Raw genomic sequence first — 18482 nt, 5'->3', positions numbered from 1 at the left:
TCTCATTTGTGCAGCATGTCACCTTTACTGCGTGACGATCTTCACCTTCTGCCCTGGCGTCAGGCGCGCATCGGACTGTAGCCCGTTCAACACCAGAAACCGCTCAAGCGGCGCATCCTTGTAGGCCATGCGCGCTGCCAGCGATTGCACGGTATCACCGGCTCCGACTGTCACCACGCTGATGCGGCGCGGCTTGATCTCTCCGACCTCGCTGGCGCTCAGCCGGCGCAGCGAGCGGAACATCGGGTTGAACACACCGGCGTTCCCCGCCTGCGTGATCGCGGTGAAGTGGTAGGCCTGCCCCCCGCCAAAGTCATAAGCAAAAACCGTGACATCGACCGGCCCGCTACCACCCTGCGCCCTTGCCGTGGCGTAGCGTACCGGCATGCCGTTGACGGTCGTGCTTTGCAGTGCCTGTGGCGCAATCTGCGCCTGACCTGAACTCAGGCCGGCAAAGACCTTGCCGACGTAGCTGTCGAGGCTACCCTCGATGCGCCCTCCCGTGAACTCAGCCTTGCCCGACTGTCCGTTAATTGAGACCGCTTGCGTGCCATTGACGAGATAGAAGCCCTGCGGCGCCTCGAACGCAAAGCGCAGTTCCGGATGCCGGAAGGTGAGGCCCTCGACGATCCCCTGCCGCGGGTCGTCTCCATAAGTCAGCCCATTGATGCCGCTCAGGAACGCGTCGCGCTTTGTCAGACCGTCCGCATTGGCGCCTGCGGTGCGCAGCGCGTCACGAACGCGAGAGGCGGGATTGGGGTGAGTCGATGCCCACTCGGGAACCTGGTTCGCAGTGCCCCGCAGCCGCGCTTCCAAGGCGTCCTGGCGCGCCAGGCTCTCCAGTACGGTCGCCATCGCGCGAGGGTCGTAGCCAGCCTTGCGCAGATAGGCGATGCCAAGGTTATCGGCTTCCAGTTCCTGCGAGCGCGAGAACTGCAGCGTCAGGAGCTGCGATCCTTGTGAGAAAACCCGCTGGCCCAGTTGCCCGAACGCGTTGTCTCCCAGCAGGACGCCGGAAAGCACCGACCCTAGAGCTCCGAGAATGGAATTGCGCGTGGCGGTCTTCTGGCGCTTGGCCGAGTGGCGCGCCGCAACGTGCCCTACCTCGTGTCCCAGAACGGCCGCGAGTTCCGCCTCGTTATTCATCAGCGACGCAAGTTGCCGCGTCACGTAGACGTAGCCACCGGGAATGGCGAAAGCGTTGTTGATCGGCGAATTGAGCAAAGTGACCGTGAAATCCCCACGAGCGTTGCTCAGGCCAGACTGAACGGCGATCGTCTTGCCGACCGCTTCCACATAGTTCGCCTGGGATCCGGAGACTTCTCCGCCGAACTCGGCGAGCAGTTCGGGGTGCGCCTTGGCACCCTGCGCCTTGTCCGTCTGGCTGATCGCGTTAGCAGCGGTGCTTGGCGCCGCTTGCACGACACCGCTTCCGCCGGTCGCTCCACAAGCAACCAGACCGGTCATCGCGAATGCGGCTGTCAACTTGAGTGCGAGCTTGCGGCGGCTTATGCCCATGGGCGTCCCTCTCTGTTCACGTTCGTCCGGGAAGAACCGAGGCTACCCGCCCTTGTTCCCAGCCCTAGTGTTTCCGGATCAAGTCTGTTGAGGTCGGGCAAGCGGGTGGCGGGCGTTCACCAGTGCCACCAGCCTCGCACTGTCGACATGGGTGTAGATCTGCGTCGTCGAAATATCGGCATGACCAAGCAGCGTCTGCAGCACCCGCAAATCGGCCCCGCCCTCCAGCAGGTGCGTGGCGAAGGCGTGCCGCAAGACATGCGGCGAAACACGGGTCGGGTCGATGTCGGCCCCAACCGCCAGGTCGCGCAGGAGCTGGAACAAGCGCACCCTTGTGACATGCCCCGATGCACCATGCGAAGGGAACAGAAAGCGCGAGCCTGGCGCGCGCAGCACAAGCCAGCGCGACAGCGCCTGCCGCGCCCTTCCGCTGACCGGGACCATGCGTTGCTGCCCACCTTTGCCGGTGACGTGAAGGAAAGGCGCATCGCGAGGAACCGCATTGACGGGCAGCGCCACGAGTTCGCTCGCCCGCAGGCCCGACCCATAGAGAAGCTCCAGAAGGCACAAGAGGCGAACGGCGCGAGGCTCGTCGCCAGCCGCTTCCTCTTCAGCCCGAGCGAGAAAGCGCGCGACTTCGTCCTGGCTCAGAAGGCGCGGCAAAGGACGGCGGATACGCGGTCTGGGCAAGGCAGTCGAAGGATCATCCTCGCGCAGCCCCTCGTCGATCAGGAAACCAAAGAACTGGCGCAGGGCAGAGCAACGTCTTGCAAGGCTGGAGGCGGCCAGCCCGGACCATGCGGCACCGAGCGACGCCAGCGCATCGGCATCTGCGAACGCCGGATCGCCGATTGCAGCACGGGTCGCCTCGAGATCGCGACGATAAGCATCCAGCGTGTTGGCCGACGCTCCGCGCTCGACGGCGAGCATGGAGAGAAAGCTCTCAACCGCGTCGCTCCGCTCAGAGGCGGAAGGATGCGCTGTCACTGCTCAGACCCGCGCGACAGCCTCGGCCGCGATCATCCGCGCCTCGGCCTCAAGACCCACCGCGCGCAGTGCCGAGACGATATGATAGAGATAACGGGGCGTCATCTGCGACCAGCTGGTGCCCTGCATCCCCAACCCGGCAAGATACGCGACTGTCACCTCATCGCCATTGCGGGCGGCGCCCTCAATGGCTCGTGTCCAGCGGGTCTCGCCACCCAGGTTTATACCAAGGTCCGACGCATAATCGTTCACGGCATCGGCGCTGATCCGGCCCAAGCCCGCCAAGCCTGCCACCAGGAAAGCAGACTTGCGGGCGCGATCGCTCTCGTCGCTATCGATGAAGGTCGCGATGTCGCCGTTGCTCACCCTTGCCGAGCCATTCGGATTGGCGAGTGCCAGCAGCGCCCAACCTTCACTACCCGGCTCGACCACATCCGCCCAGCGCATGGCATTGGCGTCGAGACCCGCCGCGAGCATGGATGCGATCAGCGGAGCTGCGCTTTCGGCCATTTCGGCATTGACCGGCATGCGCGCCGCTGCACGGGCGGTCAGCACCTGACGCCCGTAGGTCTGCGGCTTCCCTGCCGCGCCTTCCCAGAGCGAACGAATGGCCGCCAGCCGAGCCGACGGATCCTCAAGGACGTAGGCGTCGCGCAGCTTCTCGGCCCTGTCAGACCAATCTCCGGTGATATCCGGGTCAGCATAGAGCTGGCCATAGAGGTCAACCATGGCCGCGCTGGAGAGAACCCCCGTGGCCCCCGCCCGATCGGCGGCAGATGCCCGGCGGGAGAGACTCACCGCAGGCGCCACTGCCGTGACGTAATCATAGCGGACCCCAGCATCGTTCATCAGCCGCTGCGGCGGTTCCACACCCACGGCGTTGCTCAAGCCGAACCGCCAGGGCGTCATGTCCGTGACATCGTCCCACTCGATGGTAACGGCACGGCGCGAGCGACCGGCAGCGCCGGCATACTTCTGCGCCAGGAGGAGATCGATCCGCGGCATGATTCCGCGAACCCGATAGCGCTCAAGCTGGGCTGCAGCCGTCGCCCCATTGCCGCGAAACGCGCTGCACATGCTCTTGGCGACGGTCCATTGCGGCTCCTCTCGGTCCGCAGTCTGCGCGGCCATCACGGGGCAGATGCCGGTGAAGTCGCTGTTATCGGCGTAGACGTTGAGCGCGATCGCGTTCAGCTCGGGCGTATAGTTCCCCGCGTTGATGTCCTGCATGATCGCTCGAGCCGCGTCGGGTTCGCCCATGCGCAGCAGCAGGCCGACGCGCAGGGCGAGAAACTCCTGCGGGGTCATTCCATGCGGAGCGTCAAGCCGCGAGGCGAGCGCGCGCCGCAGAAGGATATGGCCCCAACGCGACACCAGCGTCCCACGATTCCCCGCCAGCGAGGCGCGAACCAGACGGCCATTCTGTCGCGCCAGGACATCCCCGGCGAGCCCGCCTTCACTCTCATCAATCAGGCCGACGTTGACCATTGCGCGTCGGGCGCCCGATGGCATGTCGAAGTCCGGCTTCAGCCCGAGCAGTTCCTGGAAATCCTCAGGGGTCATCCGTGCCAGTTCGTCCAGCGAAGGCAGTCGCTTGAGTGTCCCTTCACCCTGTTCCTCAGTGCTCGTCGGGGTCGGCGGCTCTGCGGGGGACTGGCTCGGAAGCGGCTGAATAACCGGGGCGGAGACGGTTGCTGAGGGTGCAGGCGACGGCGCGGGAGCGGGACGCGGCTGAGCGGCCTTGGACGCAGGGCTCGGTCGAGGCGCGGGCGTGGGCGCAGGGTCGTTGAAGCCGGGCGGCAGCAGGGACTCCGGCGCACCTTGCGCCAGCGCCAGCGCCGAACTCAACGTCAAGGCGGCGCCCGCAATCAGGAGGGCTGGCCTCATTTCGGCGCCCTCGGCACCGGGAGCGGCTCTGCGATATCACGAAGGGGCTGACGCCCGCCATCCACCCAGGCGTAGCCGAGCAACGCGGCAACGGGCAGGAACAGCGCCATCAATATCACCCGCCTGCCAATGCGACCTTTCACTCAACTTCCTCAAGCATGCTTGCGCGCCGACCTAGCCCAACTATAGGGGCCGCTGCAATGGACGTTCAGCAGCCTCGTTTCTCCGAACAGGAAATTGCCCGGATTACGGCCCGGATCGACCGTCCCGTGGTGCTGGTCGGCATGATGGGTGTGGGCAAATCGAGTGTCGGCAAACGCTTGGCAACGATCCTGCACTGGCCGTTCGTAGATGCGGACGATGAGATCGAGCGCTCCGCGCGCATGACAATTCCCGAAATCTTCGAGTCGTACGGCGAGAGCTACTTTCGCGATGGTGAGCGGCGCGTGATTTCCCGGCTGCTGGCAGAGGACGCCACTCCAACCGTGATCGCCACCGGCGGCGGTGCTTTCTGCAATCCGGCAACGCGCGAGCTTATTCTGGAGCGCTCCCTCGCCGTGTGGCTCGACAGCGATGTCGACACTCTGGTCGAGCGTACTGCACGCAAGGATAACCGCCCGCTGCTGCGTGATGGTGATCCGCGCGAGATCCTGGGCCGACTGCGTGAGGAGCGTGCGCCCGCCTATTCACAGGCGCCGATCCACGTGATCAGCGCCAACGGTCCGCACACGCAAACCGTCAACCGCGTTCTGGAGGGAATTGCCCAGTGGCTGTGATCCCGGTCGACATAGCTGGTCGGCCATACGAAGTGCGCGTCGGCGCCGGACTTCTGCCCGAGATGGTCGAGCATTGCCGCGGGCGCCTGCGCAAGCGCGGCGTTCCGATCATCACCGACACGAATGTGTATGCCGCCTGGGGTGAGGTCGTCGAGACTGCGCTGCGCGAGAACGGGCACGAGCCGCACTGGCGAATCCTGCCCCCGGGCGAGCAGACGAAAAGCTGGGATGAACTCGCGGCGACGGTCAACTGGCTGCTGACGCTTGAAGTGGAGCGAGGCGACCATGTCATCGCTCTTGGTGGCGGTGTGATCGGTGACCTGACCGGCTTCTGCTCCGCAATCCTCAAGCGCGGCTGTCACTTCATTCAGATTCCAACCACCTTGCTGGCTCAGGTGGATTCCAGTGTCGGCGGCAAGACCGCGATCAACACGCCCGCGGGCAAGAACCTCGTGGGCGCCTTTCACCAGCCCTCGCTTGTGCTGGCAGACCTCGCCGTGCTGGAGACGCTGCCTGAGCGGGAGTTGCTCTCCGGTTACGCCGAAGTCGTGAAGTACGGGCTGCTGGGCGATGCGGACTTCTTTGCCTGGTGCGAAACCAACGGCGCTACGATGCTTGGCGGTGATGCGGCACTACGAGAGTACGCCGTTGCCCATAATGTCGCGGCGAAGGCTGCAATCGTGGCGGAAGATGAGTTCGAGCGAACGGGCACACGCGCGCTGCTGAACCTGGGCCATACGTTCGGCCATGCATTGGAAGCCGAGACCGGGTTTTCGAGCGCTCTGCTGCACGGGGAGGCCGTTGCGCTCGGCATGGTACTGGCCGCACGCTACTCGGCCCGCAAAGGCCTGATGCCTCATGCCTCGGCCGAGAGGGTGGCCGAGCACATCGGCGCCATCGGCCTGCCCGCGAGCTTGTCCGGCCTTGGCCTCGACTGCGACGGCCGAGTGCTTGCCGGACATATGCTACATGATAAGAAGATGGACGCGGGAACCCTGCCCTTCGTCTTGCTTCATGGCATTGGGAAGGCCTTCCTGGACCGCGATGTGGACATGACCGACATCGCCGCCTTCCTGGACGAAGAACTCTCGACCGACGGCTGAGTATCGGCAACGCGTGATCCTTGCGCGATGGCTCGCAGAAGTGCGGCAACCCTTGCGCGCGCGGGCCGTTTCCTTGGTCTACACCAAATCGAGGGAGAGCCGCGATGACCGAGCCCGTCGCCATCAGCGAAACCGACCGCCTGATCGCCTCAGACAAGGTGGAAGGTACCAAGGTCTACAATCGCCAGGGCGAGCGCCTCGGCTCCATCCGCAATTTCATGGTCAACAAGCGCAGCGGCCGTGTCGAGTATGCTGTCATGGAGTTCGGCGGCATCCTTGGCATCGGCAATGAGTACTACCCGCTTCCCTGGGAGATGCTGGACTACGAGGAAGCCCAGGGCGGTTACGTCGTCGACCTCGACAAAGACAAGCTGGAAGGCGCGCCCCGTTATCGTGATCGCGACCCCGTCTGGGACGAGATCTACGCGCGACAGGTCTATGGATACTACGGAGTGCCCTTTCCCGTCTTCTAGGCATTCCTCTGGCATAAGTTGCCACCGGGGGGCGGCCGTAGTGCCTCCGGACCGGAGGCGCTCGGGGCGGCAGGTTCATCGGGACCTGCCGCCTTTTTGCGCGGCGCCGATCTTTCTTGCCGACAATGAAGCGCTACGCCCCGCAGGCACGGGACAGACGCGGCGCCTGACAAGCCTTAAGCCACCGCCTTTCGCCAGCATGACGGAAGACGCATGACCGCAGCCGAAGCCACGCCGCAGATCGATCCAGAAACTGTCGCGAGCCGCGACGACCGCGCCTTTCTCGGCCACCCCAAGGGCCTCGGTTTCCTTGCCTTCGTCGAGGGCTGCGAGCGGTTTTCGTATTATTCCATGCAGACGTTGCTGGTCCTCTACATGACCAAGTATCTGCTGCTGCCCGAGAACATTGGCAACGTCATCGGCCTCCAGGCGCTGCAAGAGAGCTGGTACGGAGGGCTGGAGGGACAGCCTTTCGCCTCGCGCCTGTTCGGGGACTACACTGGGCTTGTGTACCTCACGCCCATTCTGGGCGGGATCATTGCGGACCGGTGGCTAGGGCGGCGGGTGACACTCGTCCTCGGCGGTGCCGTGATGGCGCTGGGCCACCTGCTGATGGCGTTCGAAAGCGCTTTCCTGTTTGCGCTGCTGGCGCTGGTCGTCGGCGTGGGGCTGTTCAAGGGCAACATCGCCAGCCAGGTGGGCGAACTCTACAGCACCAAGGACCTTCGCCGCGCCACCGCATTCCAGATCTTCTACATCGCGATCCAGCTCAGCGTCATCGCTGCTCCGCTGGTTTCCGGCACGCTGGGCGAGAAGGTGGGCTGGCATTATGGCTTTGGATGCGCGGGCCTCGTCATGGTCGCGGGGCTGCTGCTGTACATCTACGCCAAACCCTGGCTTCCGGCGGACAACCGCCCTGCCAAAGGAGCGAAAGCGCCGGCAGACCGCTTGCACAAAACCGACGTGCCACGCTTGCTCGTCCTGCTGCTGCTGATCCCGGTCCTCGCCGTGGCGCTGCTGGTAAACCAGGAGATCTTCAACGCCTACCTCGTCTGGGCCGATGAGCAGTTCCAGCTCACGTTCTTCGGTACGACGGTACCGACGAGTTGGATGATCACCGTGGATGCGACTGCCAGCTTCACTCTGCTGGTCGCCGTCACCGCCTTCTGGAAGTGGTATGCCGACAAGTACGGCAGCGAGCCAGACGAGCTCGGCAAGATGATCATCGGCAGCGTGTTCACTATCGCTGGCGCCCTGTGCCTCGTCATGGCGGCGGCCACGCAGGGGGACGGCAAGATCGGCCTGTTCTGGCCGGTCATGTTCCACATCCTCAACAGTATCGGCTTTGGGCACACCCTGCCTGTCAGCCTCGCCCTCTTCACCAAAGTCGCCCCCCGCGCGCTGACGGGAACGGTGGTGGGCATCTACTACCTCGCTTTCGTAGGCGCGAACATGGTCGTAGGCACCGTGGGTGGCTGGTACTCAACGATGGACACGGTACAGTTCTGGCTCTTGCACGTGGGCGCAGCGACTGTGGGTCTTGTTGCCTTTGTCCTTCTGAAGGTGACACTCGGAAAGGTGCTGAACACGCCGCAAGACGTGTAAGCCGTGCAGGCAAGCGCCTGCGCCCGCTGGCGAATGCGGGGTAACGCCAGGAGGGAAGTTCGGCAGGCCGGAGTGAACATCGGGCCGGAACCGGGGCGCTCTTCGCGAAGAGCGCGGGAAACCACGTTGGATCGCGAACGGCCGTCTGGCGTGGTGACCTCGGCTCGGCCCTTCGGATGCGGTGCGGACCGGGCAAGCGGGCTCGCAAGTCGAGCGCCGGTCCTTGTAAAGCACCGCTCCGGTGCAAGCGCTTTGGGGACGCAGCCGCGATTTCATCGCATTGCTCTTCGCCCTCGGCGCCGGCCCGAAACACCGGCGAGGACGTGTACTTGGCCCTAGCCGGATGGCCGGAGCATATAACCCATATGGTTCATAATGTCAAGGACGCAGCTCTGAATCGCTGCTAACCAAACAATGCGATCGACTGCACCCCGGTAAGCATCGGCACGCCTTTCGCGTTCCACAATGCCATCCTCTGGCTAGAGCAGCCATCCTTCGCATAGTCGGAAGTGGACCGCAGCAGCCACCAGCCGTCGACGGTTTCCGGCTCGGGTGTCAGCAGATTGACCTGCCAGTGCATTGTGCTGACCGGCACGCTGGGCGAAAGCAACCGCATGACGCCCGGCGGCAGAGCATCGGCCGTGAGCAGCAGTGCCACAGTGGGATCGAGCGCCGTCACTTCCCGAGGACGAACCCACCAGAACATTTCCGGGCGCCGCTCGTCACTGGGAGGCTGCGCAAAGCGCACGTCAAAGTTGTTGCGCAGGAACACTGCTCCCCGATCTCGGGAGAGTGGTTGCGCCTCTTCTGGAACCAGGACGCCAGAGGGCATCTCGCAGTCGTTCAGGGAGACCGTACTCTCCACCGGACGCATGAAGACGAAGCTCGCTGTGAAGCCGAGCCCCTTCTCACCATAAATCTCACTGGCCATCCAGATTGCGTTGCGCCCGCTGCGCAGCACGCGCGCGCGCACCTCGACGTCTCCGTACAAAGGAGCCATCATGGCCATCTGCGCCGACCGGAGCGGCGGCAATTCCCCTCCCACGCGCATCGCCTCGGCCAGAGCCAGAGCGGACGAAAAGCCGCCGTAGGCAGTGCGCCCCTGATGCCATGTTTCCGGCACGCTTACGACACGGCCCTCCGCCGTTGCCTTCGCACCGGTGAGCACGTCTGCAAAACTCGACAAACTCTGGTCCATCAAAAAAGGCGCGAGCCGTTCGGCACCGGCTTGTCCGGAGAGAACAGAACCACCCTGCCCTCCTCATCCGCGAAGCCAAGCGTCAACGCTTCGGACAGCGCCTTGCCGATCTGGCGCGGCGGGAAGTTCACAACCCCCGCCACTTGCCGGCCGATCAAGTCCTCAGCCGCATAGAGCGCGGCCACCTGGCCAACGCTCCTGCGCTCACCCACGCCGGGCCCGAAGTCGATCCGCAGCTTCATGCTCGGCTTGCGCGCGCGCTCGTAGACTTCGGCAGCGATGATCGTGCCCACGCGAATGTCGACCTTGAGGAAATCGCCGAAGCCGATTTCCTCACCGGCCGCCGCACTCGGATCATGATCGAGGTGCATGCTACTCCAGTTCGAGGATCACCGCGTCGACGGCAAGGCTCTCGCCGGCCTTCGCGTTCACGGCTTTGACCGTACCCGACTTTTCGGCGCGCAGGATGTTCTCCATCTTCATGGCTTCGATGACTGCCAGCGGCTGGCCTGCCTCGACCTTGTCGCCCTCGGCAACACTGAGCGACACCAGAAGTCCGGGCATCGGGCAGATCAGGAAGCGGGACAGATCCGGCGCGACTTTCTCGATCATGTGCGAGGAAAGCGATGCAACGCGCGTGGGCAGGATCGCGACCTTGTGAATGGCACCGCGGGTTGTGACCTTCAGCCCGTTGCGCGTTGGCTCCACCCGAAGGCCAAGCAATTCACCCCCGACTTCTGCCTCAACCAGTCGATCGCCTGGAGTATACTCCATCTCCAGGTCCACGACCTGGCCGTTCACGGTGACCTCGTCTTCCTCGACCGCAACTTCGAACGCGGTGTTGGCGATGGTGATCGTCCACTCGGACGGCGGCGGCAACGTGTTGGCAAGCTGGCCGTCAACGCGGCGCGCGCGGTCAGCGCGAGCGGTGGCGATAAAGCCGGCAACGGCAGCGATCTTGGCCTTCAGTTCGTCCGACGGCGGCGCGCCGTGGAAGCCTTCGGGGTATTCCTCGGCGATGAAGCCGGTGGTCAGTTCGCCCGAGCGGAAACGCGGGTGCTGCATGATGGCCGAGACGAAATCGATGTTGTGACCAAGGCCCTCGATCTCGAATGCGTCGAGCGCGGCGATCTGCTTGTCCGCCGCCTCGTCACGGGTTTCGCCCCATGTCACCAGCTTGGCGATCATCGGGTCGTAGAACATCGAGACTTCGCCGCCTTCGTAGACGCCGTCATCCACGCGGACGCCATCGATGCCGCGGCGCCCGTTCGCCTGGCCATCGTCCGTCCAGCCCTCGACCGGCGGCTGGTAACGAACCAGACGTCCGGTCGACGGCAGGAACCCACGATAAGGATCCTCCGCATAGACGCGGTTCTCGATGGCCCAGCCTTCGATCTTCACATCATCCTGCGTCATCTCCAACTTCTCGCCTGCGGCGACGCGGATCATCTGCTCGACCAGATCGACACCGGTGATTGCCTCGGTGACGGGATGCTCCACCTGCAGGCGGGTGTTCATCTCGAGGAAGTAGAAGCTCTCACCCGTCGGGTCCGCGCCCGAGACGATCAGTTCCACCGTGCCGGCCGAGTAGTAACCCACCGCGCGCGACAGGGCGACGCACTGCTCGCCCATAGCCTTGCGCATCTTGGGCGTGACGAAGGGCGACGGCGCTTCCTCAACCACCTTCTGGTGGCGGCGCTGAATCGAGCACTCGCGCTCGTTCAGGTAAAGGATGTTACCATGCTTATCGCCCAGGATCTGGATCTCAATGTGGCGCGGGTTGAGGATGAACTTTTCGATGAATACACGGTCGTCGCCGAAGGAGTTCAGGCCCTCGCGCTTCACGGCTTCGAAGCCTTCGCGCACGTCCTGCTCGGTATAGGCCAGGCGCATACCCTTGCCGCCGCCGCCGGCCGAGGCCTTCATCATCACCGGGTAGCCGATCTCGCTGGAGATGCGCACCGCGTGTTCGGTATCTTCGATTTCGCCGACGAAGCCCGGGACGACGTTGACGCCGGCTTCCTTGGCGAGCTTCTTGGACTCGATCTTGTCACCCATCGCCGCGATGGCGCCAACGGGAGGGCCGATGAACTCGATGCCCTCTGCGGCAAGCGCCTCTGCGAACGACGTGCGCTCAGAGAGAAATCCGTAACCAGGGTGCACCGCCTCTGCTCCGGTCTGCTTGCAGGCGGCGATGATCTTGTCAGCGATGAGGTAGGACTGGGCCGCCGGAGCCGGGCCAATGTGAACCGCTTCATCAGCCATCTGCACGAACGGCGCGCGCGCGTCGGCGTCGGAGTAGACGGCGACGGTCTGGATGCCCATGCGCCGCGCGGTCTTGATCACACGGCACGCGATCTCGCCGCGGTTCGCGATGAGGATTTTCTTGAACAACCCCGTACCCTCCAAAACTCAGTTGCCGCGCCTCGCGCCGCAGCACTGAAAAACCAAAATTCATTGCACCAGTCGAGCGGTGCCGGTTACTCCGCCGCTTCCAGCTTCGCACAGCCTTTCGGCATGCGCTGGGCCTCAACCTCAGCAGGCGTCAGTTCGATCGCCATCGGCTTGATGCCAAGGCGCGCGAACATGGCCATGTCGCTATCGTCTCCCGCGTTGGGAGCCGTCAGCAGCTTGTCGCCGGTGAAGATCGAGTTGGCTCCGGCCATGAAGCACATCGCCTGCGTCATCTCGGACATCGACTCACGCCCGGCGGACAAGCGGACCATCGAGAGCGGCATGGTGATGCGCGCCACCGCCACGGTGCGCACGAATTCGACGTCGTCGATCTTCGCGAGCGGCGTATCGGCAAGCATGTCACCCAGTACCGTGCCCTTGACCGGAACCAGCGCGTTGACTGGCACCGACTGCGGATGGTCAGGCAAGGTCGCCAGCGTGTGGATGAAGCCAACGCGATCCTCGCGCGTCTCGCCCATGCCGACGATCCCGCCGGAACAGACGTTGATCCCGGCCATGCGCACGTTCGATAGTGTGTCCAGCCGGTCGTCCATGGTGCGCGTAGTGATCACCTGATCATAGCGTTCGGGCGAGGTGTCGATATTGTGGTTGTAATAGTCGAGACCCGCCTCGCTCAGCATGTCCGCCTGCTCAGGCGTCAGCATGCCCAGCGTCATGCAGGTCTCCATGCCCATCGCACGCACGCCCTTCACCATCTCGATGATGGAGGGCATGTCCCGATCCTTGGGATTGCGCCAGGCGGCGCCCATGCAGAAGCGGGTCGAGCCCTGGTCCCGAGCCTGGGCGGCACGCTGGAGAACCTGCTGGACCTCCATCAGCTTGGTCGCCTTGACGCCGCTGTCCGCCTTCACCGATTGCGAGCAATAGCCGCAGTCTTCGACGCAACCGCCGGTCTTGATCGAGAGCAGCGTAGAAAGCTGGACCTCGTTCGCGGGATGGTTGGCCCGGTGGACTTCGGCTGCGCGGAATACCAGCTCCGTGAACGGCAGGTCGAACAGCGCAGCGATTTCCTCGCGGGTCCAGTCGGTTCGAGGTTGGGTCATCGGGTCAGATTTGCTCCAAGGCCTGCGCGAGGTCCGCGACGATATCTTCGATGTGCTCGATGCCCACCGATACGCGCACCACGTCCGGTCCAGCGCCTGCCTCTATCTGCGCGCCTTCGTCAAGCTGGCGATGGGTGGTGGAGCTGGGATGAATGATGAGCGAGCGCGTGTCGCCAATATTGGCAAGGTGGCTGAACAGCTTGACCGCGGACACGAGCTTCACGCCGGCCTCGTAGCCCCCTTTGATCCCGAAGGTGAACACCGCACCACCCTTGCCGCCCAGATATTTGTGAGCGAGCTGGTGGTAGGGGTTCTCGGGAAGACCTGCGTAGTTGACCCAGGCGACCTTGGGATGGGCTTGCAGCCACCGAGCCAGGTGCAGCGCGTTGTCGCAGTGACGCTCCATGCGCAGCGCCAGCGTCTCCATGCCGGTCAGCGCGAGGAAGGCGTTCATCGGCGCCATCGCGGGGCCAAGATCGCGCAGACCCAGCGCGCGGCAAGCGACCATGAACGACAGCTCGCCCAGCGCCTCGTTGAAGACCATGCCATGGTAGCTGGGGTTCGGCTCCGTCAGGTACGGGTACTTGCCCGAGGCCTTCCAGTCGAACTTTCCGGAGTCGACAATCAGTCCGCCAACGGCGTTGCCGTGGCCGTTGAGGAACTTGGTGGCGGAGTGAACGACGATATCCGCCCCATGCTCGATCGGGCGGCAGAGCACCGGCGTCGCCAGCGTATTGTCGACGACCAGCGGCACGCCTGCGGCATGGGCAACCTCTGCAATGGCAGCAATGTCGGTGACGACCCCGCCCGGGTTCGCGAGGCTCTCGACGAAAACGGCACGGGTCCTGTCGGTGATGGCTGCTGCGACGTTCGCGGCATCGTCCGCATCAACGAACTTCGTTTCCCAAGCCATTTTGCGGAACGAATGGCCGAGCTGGTTGAGCGAACCGCCGTAGAGCTTCTTCGCCGCGACGATCTCGCAGCCGGGCTCCATCAGCGTGTGGAAAACCAGAAACTGCGCGGCATGGCCCGAGGCAACACCAAGTGCGGCCACCCCGCCTTCAAGCGCCGCGATCTTGCCCTCGAGCGCGCCGTTGGTGGGGTTCATGATCCGGGAATAGATGTTCCCGAATTCCTCCAGGTTAAACAGGCGCGCAGCGTGATCGACGTCATCGAACACATAGCTCGACGTCTGGTAGATCGGCGTGATGCGCGCCTTCGTCGTCGGATCCGGAGCCGTTCCGGCGTGGACCGTCATCGTCTCGAGCTTTTGGCTCATGTCCTTCTCCTACGTCGAAAGCGCGACCGTGCCGACGCCCGGCAACTGCCGGTACGCCAAAATTGTTTACTCCGCCGCCTCGAGCTCGCCTGCTGGCGGCATGTTGTGACCCAACAGGCGCAGCACATCGGCAGCGCACTCAACCACGTTGGTGCCGGGACCATAGATTCCCTGCACGCCAGAGTTGCGAAGGAACTCATAGTCCTGGGGAGGGATCACACCGCCCGCAATCACCTTGATATCGGCGCGGCCCTGCTCACGCAGGCGCTGGATCAGCTCTGGAATGAGGGTCTTGTGACCCGCCGCCAGAGAGGAGGCGCCGACAACGTCGACGTCGTTCTCAAGCGCGAGCACAACCGTCTCCTCAGGCGTCTGGAACAGCGGGCCGGACACCACGTCGAAACCCATGTCACCGAACGCCGACGCAATTACGTTGGCGCCGCGATCATGGCCATCCTGGCCCATCTTGGCGACCAGCAGCTTGGGCTTGCGTCCCAAGCGGCGCTCGACAGCGGCCACACCGTCAACCACCTGCTGCCAACGGCTGTCGTTCTCGTAAGGCGCGGCATAGACGCCCTTCACTGGTGTCGGCTGCGTGCCGTAGCGGTTGAAGCTGTCTTCCATCGCCGACGATATCTCGCCCAGCGTCGCGCGAGCGCGGGCGCATTCGACCGCGAGCGCCAGAAGGTTGTTCTCCAAGCTCGCCGGAGCCGCCGCACCCTTGCGAAGCGCGTCAAGCGCAGCCTGGCACTTGGCCTCGTCGCGCTCGGCCTTGACCTTGTTGATGCGCGCGATCTGCGCCTCGCGCACTTTGGCGTTGTCCACCTCAAGCGTCTCGAGCAGGTCTTCGTTGGCGAGGCGGTACTTGTTGACGCCGACGATCACGTCGTCGCCCCGGTCGACGCGCGCCTGACGGGCAGCGGCCGCTTCCTCGATCATCGCCTTCGGCCAGCCGGCGGCCACTGCCTTGGCCATTCCGCCCTCTGCCTCGACACGCTCGATTATTTCCCAGGCCTTGTCGACCAGCTCCTGTGTCAGCGCCTCGACGTAATACGAGCCACCGAGAGGATCGACCACCTTCGTCATCCCGGTCTCTTCTTGGATCACGATCTGCGTGTTGCGCGCGATGCGGGCCGAGAAGTCGGTCGGCAGCGCGATCGCTTCGTCCAGCGCGTTGGTGTGCAGCGACTGGGTGCCGCCCAGCATTGCCGCCATCGCCTCGATCGTAGTGCGGATGACGTTGTTGTACGGGTCCTGCTCCGTCAGCGACACACCCGAGGTCTGGCAGTGGGTGCGCAGCATCTTGCTGCGCTCATCCTGCGCGCCGAGCTTGGTCATGACACGGTGCCACAGCACGCGCGCGGCGCGAAGTTTGGCGACTTCCATGAAGAAGTTCATGCCAATGGCGAAGAAGAAGGAAAGCCGGCCGGCAAACTTGTCGATATCCAGCCCCGAGGCAACGCCGTACTTCACGTACTCCATGCCGTCGGCGATGGTGAAGGCCAGCTCCTGCACCTGCGTCGCGCCGGCTTCCTGCATGTGGTAGCCGGAGATTGAGATCGAGTTGAACTTGGGCATCTCGCGGCTGGTGTAGCCGAAAATGTCCGAGATGATCCGCATGCTCGGCTCGGGCGGGTAGATGTAGGTGTTGCGGACCATGAACTCCTTGAGGATGTCGTTCTGGATGGTCCCATCGAGCAGCTTACGCTCGACGCCCTGCTCCTCGCCCGCGACGATGAAGAAGGCCAGGATCGGGATCACCGCCCCGTTCATCGTCATCGAGACCGACATCTTGTCCAACGGAATTCCGTCGAACAGAATCTTCATGTCCTCGATCGTGTCGATCGCAACGCCGGCCTTACCGACGTCTCCGGTGACGCGGGGATGGTCGCTGTCATAGCCGCGGTGCGTAGCAAGGTCGAACGCGACCGAGAGGCCCTTCTGACCGGCGGCGAGGTTGCGGCGATAAAAGGCGTTCGATTCCTCGGCGGTCGAGAAACCCGCGTACTGGCGGATGGTCCAGGGACGGCCCGCATACATCGAAGCGCGGACACCGCGGGTGAATGGCGCGAAACCGGGAAGACCCGGATCGACGCTCACGTCCTCGGCGGTGTAGAGCGGTTTGACGGCGATTCCTTCCGGCGTCTGCCAGGTCAGATCGCGGCCCTTCACTTCCTTTTCGGCGGCGGCGCGCCACTTCTCGAGATCCGCTGCGGACGTGGGTTGAGGCAGCTCGCGCGCTTCGGGCGCGGCGCCGCTGTCCTCGCCAAGGTTCGTCTCGATCGTCGGCTTCTCGCTCATCGTCCGTTCCTCTTTCTCCTCACCCGCCTGCAAGTGAGAATACGCGGGCTTACCAGCGCGCTGGCCAGCCTGAGTTGATGTGGGCTGCAACCCACCTGTGCGAACCGGACCGTCACACGGCCCTGCGCTCGCCACCCCCTCCCAAGCGGGCGGGGATGAAAGCTTAATGCGCCTCTTTGGGCGTCTCCATGATCTCGGTAAGCTGGCCGCCCATGTCCTTCGGGTGCACGAAGAAAATAAGGGTGCCGTGCGCGCCGACGCGCGGCTCGCCCAGAACGCGCTTGCCCAGCTTCTCGAACCAGGCCTTCGCTTCATGGATGTCCGGCACTTCGTAGCAGATGTGGTGCTGCCCCCCGAGCGGGTTCTTCTCCAGCCACTTGCCGACCGCAGAGTCGGATGTGGTCGGCTGCAGCAGTTCAACCTGCGTTCCGGCCGTTCCGTTCTCGCCCGGCGTGTTCACAAAGCAGACCCGGACCTGCTGGCTTTCCAGCACGAACGGCTCGGTGATGTCCGTTGCCCCCATGATGTCGCGGTAGAACGCGATGGAAGCATCCAGATCCGGCGTGGCGACGCCGATGTGATTCATGCGTCCCAACTTCATGCCGCATTCTCCAGCCGCTCAGCGGCCACATTCTCGATCACCAGGGCGATACCCTGGCCGCCGCCGATGCACATCGTGATCAGCCCATAGCGCCCCCCGATGCGCTTCAGCTCGTACATGCACTTGATGGTGAGCATGGTGCCGGTGGCGCCGACCGGGTGGCCGATCGAAACGCCCGAGCCATTGGGATTTACCTTCTCAGGATCAAAGCCCAGCACCTTGGCGCACGCTGCGGCTTGCGCAGCGAAAGCTTCATTGCTTTCGATTACGTCGATCTGCTCGAGGCTGAGGCCTGCACGCTCCAGGGCAATCGGCACGGCCCTGATCGGCCCCTCGCCCATGTACTCCGGCTCGACGCCGGCATGCCCCCAGGCGACGATCCGCGCGAGGGGTTGCAGCCCACGCTTCTGGACCTCAGCTGCAGTGGCCAGCACGACTGCGGCCGCCCCGTCGTTGATGCCCGAGGCATTACCGGCGGTGACGGTGCCGTCCTTCTTGAAGGCGGGCTTCATATTGCCCAGCACCTCGGCAGTCGTCTCGCCACGAACGTGCTCGTCGGTGTCGAACACGGTGACACCCTTGCGGGTCTTCACCTCGACCGGCACGATCTGCTCCTTGAACCGCCCTTCGGCGATGGCGCGGGCGGCGCGCTGGTGGCTGGTCGCGGCAAGCGCATCCATGTCGTCGCGGGTTACCTGATGGCGCTCGGCCACGTTTTCCGCCGTGATCCCCATATGAAAGCCGCCGATCGCGTCGGAAAGGCCGATGGTCAGCGCGTCCTCCTGCGTGTTCGCGCCCATCTTCTTACCCCAGCGCACGCCGTGATCGTGGTAAGGTACGTTCGACATGGATTCCGCACCGCCAGCCACCGTGACCGAGGCTTCACCCAGCATCATCACCCGAGCCGCCGAGACAATGGCCTCCACCCCCGAGCCGCACAGACGGTTCAGCGTCAGCGCCGGAACCTCAGCAGGAATGCCCGAGTTCAATGCCATCACACGGCTGAGCATCTCGTCACGCGCGCTGGTCGGCATGACCTGCCCCACCACGACGTGCTGCACGTCAGCCGGAGCAACGCCCGCCCGCTTCAATGCTTCGGAGACGACGATGGTGCCCAGATCCGAAGGCATGAATGACTTAAGCGAACCGCCGAAGTCTCCAACCGCGGTACGCGCGCCGCTGACGATGTAGATGTCTTCCATACGAGCCTCAGTTCCTCTGCGCCTGCCGACGCCG

General features: G+C 64.1%; 16 protein-coding genes. 4 read left to right on the top strand and 12 right to left on the bottom strand.

Annotated elements, in window-relative coordinates; all coding sequences use genetic code 11:
* Positions 1 to 24: 24 nt before the first annotated feature.
* The 4 genes from ABUH87_RS02315 to ABUH87_RS02300 all read right to left on the bottom strand — a co-directional run bounded on the left by ABUH87_RS02315 (position 25) and on the right by ABUH87_RS02300 (position 4535).
* Positions 25 to 1518: a M48 family metalloprotease gene (locus tag ABUH87_RS02315; protein ID WP_419956653.1), complete on the bottom strand. Its 1494-nt coding sequence runs from the start codon at positions 1516 to 1518 to the stop codon at positions 25 to 27.
* Positions 1519 to 1596: 78 nt separating this feature from the next.
* Positions 1597 to 2505, bottom strand: coding sequence for a tyrosine recombinase (locus ABUH87_RS02310; protein WP_367768810.1), 909 nt, complete (start codon positions 2503 to 2505; stop codon positions 1597 to 1599).
* A gap of 3 nt (positions 2506 to 2508) precedes the next feature.
* The gene (locus ABUH87_RS02305; protein ID WP_367768807.1) at positions 2509 to 4392 is read right to left on the bottom strand and encodes a hypothetical protein; all 1884 of its coding nucleotides are present in this window, start codon (positions 4390 to 4392) and stop codon (positions 2509 to 2511) included.
* Positions 4389 to 4535, bottom strand: coding sequence for a hypothetical protein (locus tag ABUH87_RS02300; RefSeq protein WP_367768805.1), 147 nt, complete (start codon positions 4533 to 4535; stop codon positions 4389 to 4391). Before ABUH87_RS02300 ends, ABUH87_RS02305 begins: the two co-directional genes overlap by 4 nt.
* A gap of 57 nt (positions 4536 to 4592) precedes the next feature.
* Between ABUH87_RS02300 and ABUH87_RS02295 the strand changes: the two genes are divergently transcribed.
* From ABUH87_RS02295 to ABUH87_RS02280, 4 genes are all read left to right on the top strand, one after another.
* A complete protein-coding gene (locus ABUH87_RS02295) occupies positions 4593 to 5168 on the top strand; it encodes a shikimate kinase (protein ID WP_367768803.1) in 576 nt (191 codons plus the stop codon).
* Positions 5159 to 6271 carry a 3-dehydroquinate synthase gene (gene aroB, locus ABUH87_RS02290; RefSeq protein WP_367768800.1) on the top strand — a complete coding sequence of 371 codons (1113 nt, stop codon included), beginning with the start codon at positions 5159 to 5161 and terminating at the stop codon, positions 6269 to 6271. Before ABUH87_RS02295 ends, aroB begins: the two co-directional genes overlap by 10 nt.
* 104 nt (positions 6272 to 6375) lie before the next feature.
* A complete protein-coding gene (locus ABUH87_RS02285; protein ID WP_367768798.1) occupies positions 6376 to 6744 on the top strand; it encodes a PRC-barrel domain-containing protein in 369 nt (122 codons plus the stop codon).
* Between the two features lie 213 nt (positions 6745 to 6957).
* Complete coding sequence (locus tag ABUH87_RS02280) at positions 6958 to 8349, top strand: peptide MFS transporter (protein WP_367768795.1); 1392 nt, start codon at positions 6958 to 6960, stop codon at positions 8347 to 8349.
* A 403-nt stretch (positions 8350 to 8752) separates the two neighbouring features.
* On the opposite strand, the gene ABUH87_RS02275 is transcribed toward ABUH87_RS02280, so the two are convergent.
* From ABUH87_RS02275 to bktB, 8 genes are all read right to left on the bottom strand, one after another.
* Complete coding sequence (locus ABUH87_RS02275) at positions 8753 to 9535, bottom strand: acyl-CoA thioesterase (protein WP_367768792.1); 783 nt, start codon at positions 9533 to 9535, stop codon at positions 8753 to 8755.
* Positions 9536 to 9546: 11 nt separating this feature from the next.
* Complete coding sequence (locus ABUH87_RS02270) at positions 9547 to 9918, bottom strand: tRNA-binding protein (protein ID WP_367768789.1); 372 nt, start codon at positions 9916 to 9918, stop codon at positions 9547 to 9549.
* A 1-nt stretch (position 9919) separates the two neighbouring features.
* A complete protein-coding gene (locus ABUH87_RS02265; protein WP_367768786.1) occupies positions 9920 to 11941 on the bottom strand; it encodes an ATP-binding protein in 2022 nt (673 codons plus the stop codon).
* 86 nt (positions 11942 to 12027) lie between these two features.
* Positions 12028 to 13065, bottom strand: a complete 1038-nt coding sequence (gene bioB / locus ABUH87_RS02260; RefSeq protein WP_367768783.1) for a biotin synthase BioB — start codon at positions 13063 to 13065, stop codon at positions 12028 to 12030.
* Positions 13066 to 13069: 4 nt separating this feature from the next.
* Positions 13070 to 14344, bottom strand: a complete 1275-nt coding sequence (locus ABUH87_RS02255) for an O-acetylhomoserine aminocarboxypropyltransferase (protein WP_367768780.1) — start codon at positions 14342 to 14344, stop codon at positions 13070 to 13072.
* Positions 14345 to 14410: 66 nt separating this feature from the next.
* A complete protein-coding gene (gene scpA / locus ABUH87_RS02250) occupies positions 14411 to 16645 on the bottom strand; it encodes a methylmalonyl-CoA mutase (protein ID WP_367768777.1) in 2235 nt (744 codons plus the stop codon).
* A 163-nt stretch (positions 16646 to 16808) separates the two neighbouring features.
* Entirely contained in the window at positions 16809 to 17246 is a 438-nt protein-coding gene (mce, locus tag ABUH87_RS02245) for a methylmalonyl-CoA epimerase (RefSeq protein WP_367768774.1), read from the bottom strand.
* Positions 17243 to 18448 (bottom strand): beta-ketothiolase BktB, encoded by a 1206-nt coding sequence (gene bktB, locus ABUH87_RS02240; RefSeq protein WP_367768770.1) that lies wholly within the window; start codon positions 18446 to 18448, stop codon positions 17243 to 17245. Before bktB ends, mce begins: the two co-directional genes overlap by 4 nt.
* Positions 18449 to 18482: the final 34 nt, after the last annotated feature.

The organism is Novosphingobium rhizovicinum, from assembly GCF_040813635.1.
Classification (GTDB): Bacteria; Pseudomonadota; Alphaproteobacteria; order Sphingomonadales; family Sphingomonadaceae; genus Novosphingobium; species Novosphingobium rhizovicinum.
The sequence above is the reverse complement of the archived record's forward strand: the minus strand, read 5'-3'. Positions and strand labels throughout refer to the sequence as shown.

What these genes read in the sequence shown, in the direction of transcription:
- ABUH87_RS02315 (WP_419956653.1), bottom strand. Translation starts at nt 1,518, where the DNA reads ATGGGCATAAGCCGCCGCAAGCTCGCACTCAAGTTGACAGCCGCATTC.
- ABUH87_RS02305 (WP_367768807.1), bottom strand. Translation starts at nt 4,392, where the DNA reads ATGAGGCCAGCCCTCCTGATTGCGGGCGCCGCCTTGACGTTGAGTTCG.
- ABUH87_RS02295 (WP_367768803.1), top strand. Translation starts at nt 4,593, where the DNA reads ATGGACGTTCAGCAGCCTCGTTTCTCCGAACAGGAAATTGCCCGGATT.
- ABUH87_RS02285 (WP_367768798.1), top strand. Translation starts at nt 6,376, where the DNA reads ATGACCGAGCCCGTCGCCATCAGCGAAACCGACCGCCTGATCGCCTCA.
- ABUH87_RS02280 (WP_367768795.1), top strand. Translation starts at nt 6,958, where the DNA reads ATGACCGCAGCCGAAGCCACGCCGCAGATCGATCCAGAAACTGTCGCG.
- ABUH87_RS02270 (WP_367768789.1), bottom strand. Translation starts at nt 9,918, where the DNA reads ATGCACCTCGATCATGATCCGAGTGCGGCGGCCGGTGAGGAAATCGGC.
- bioB (WP_367768783.1), bottom strand. Translation starts at nt 13,065, where the DNA reads ATGACCCAACCTCGAACCGACTGGACCCGCGAGGAAATCGCTGCGCTG.
- ABUH87_RS02255 (WP_367768780.1), bottom strand. Translation starts at nt 14,344, where the DNA reads ATGAGCCAAAAGCTCGAGACGATGACGGTCCACGCCGGAACGGCTCCG.
- scpA (WP_367768777.1), bottom strand. Translation starts at nt 16,645, where the DNA reads ATGAGCGAGAAGCCGACGATCGAGACGAACCTTGGCGAGGACAGCGGC.
- mce (WP_367768774.1), bottom strand. Translation starts at nt 17,246, where the DNA reads ATGAAGTTGGGACGCATGAATCACATCGGCGTCGCCACGCCGGATCTG.
- bktB (WP_367768770.1), bottom strand. Translation starts at nt 18,448, where the DNA reads ATGGAAGACATCTACATCGTCAGCGGCGCGCGTACCGCGGTTGGAGAC.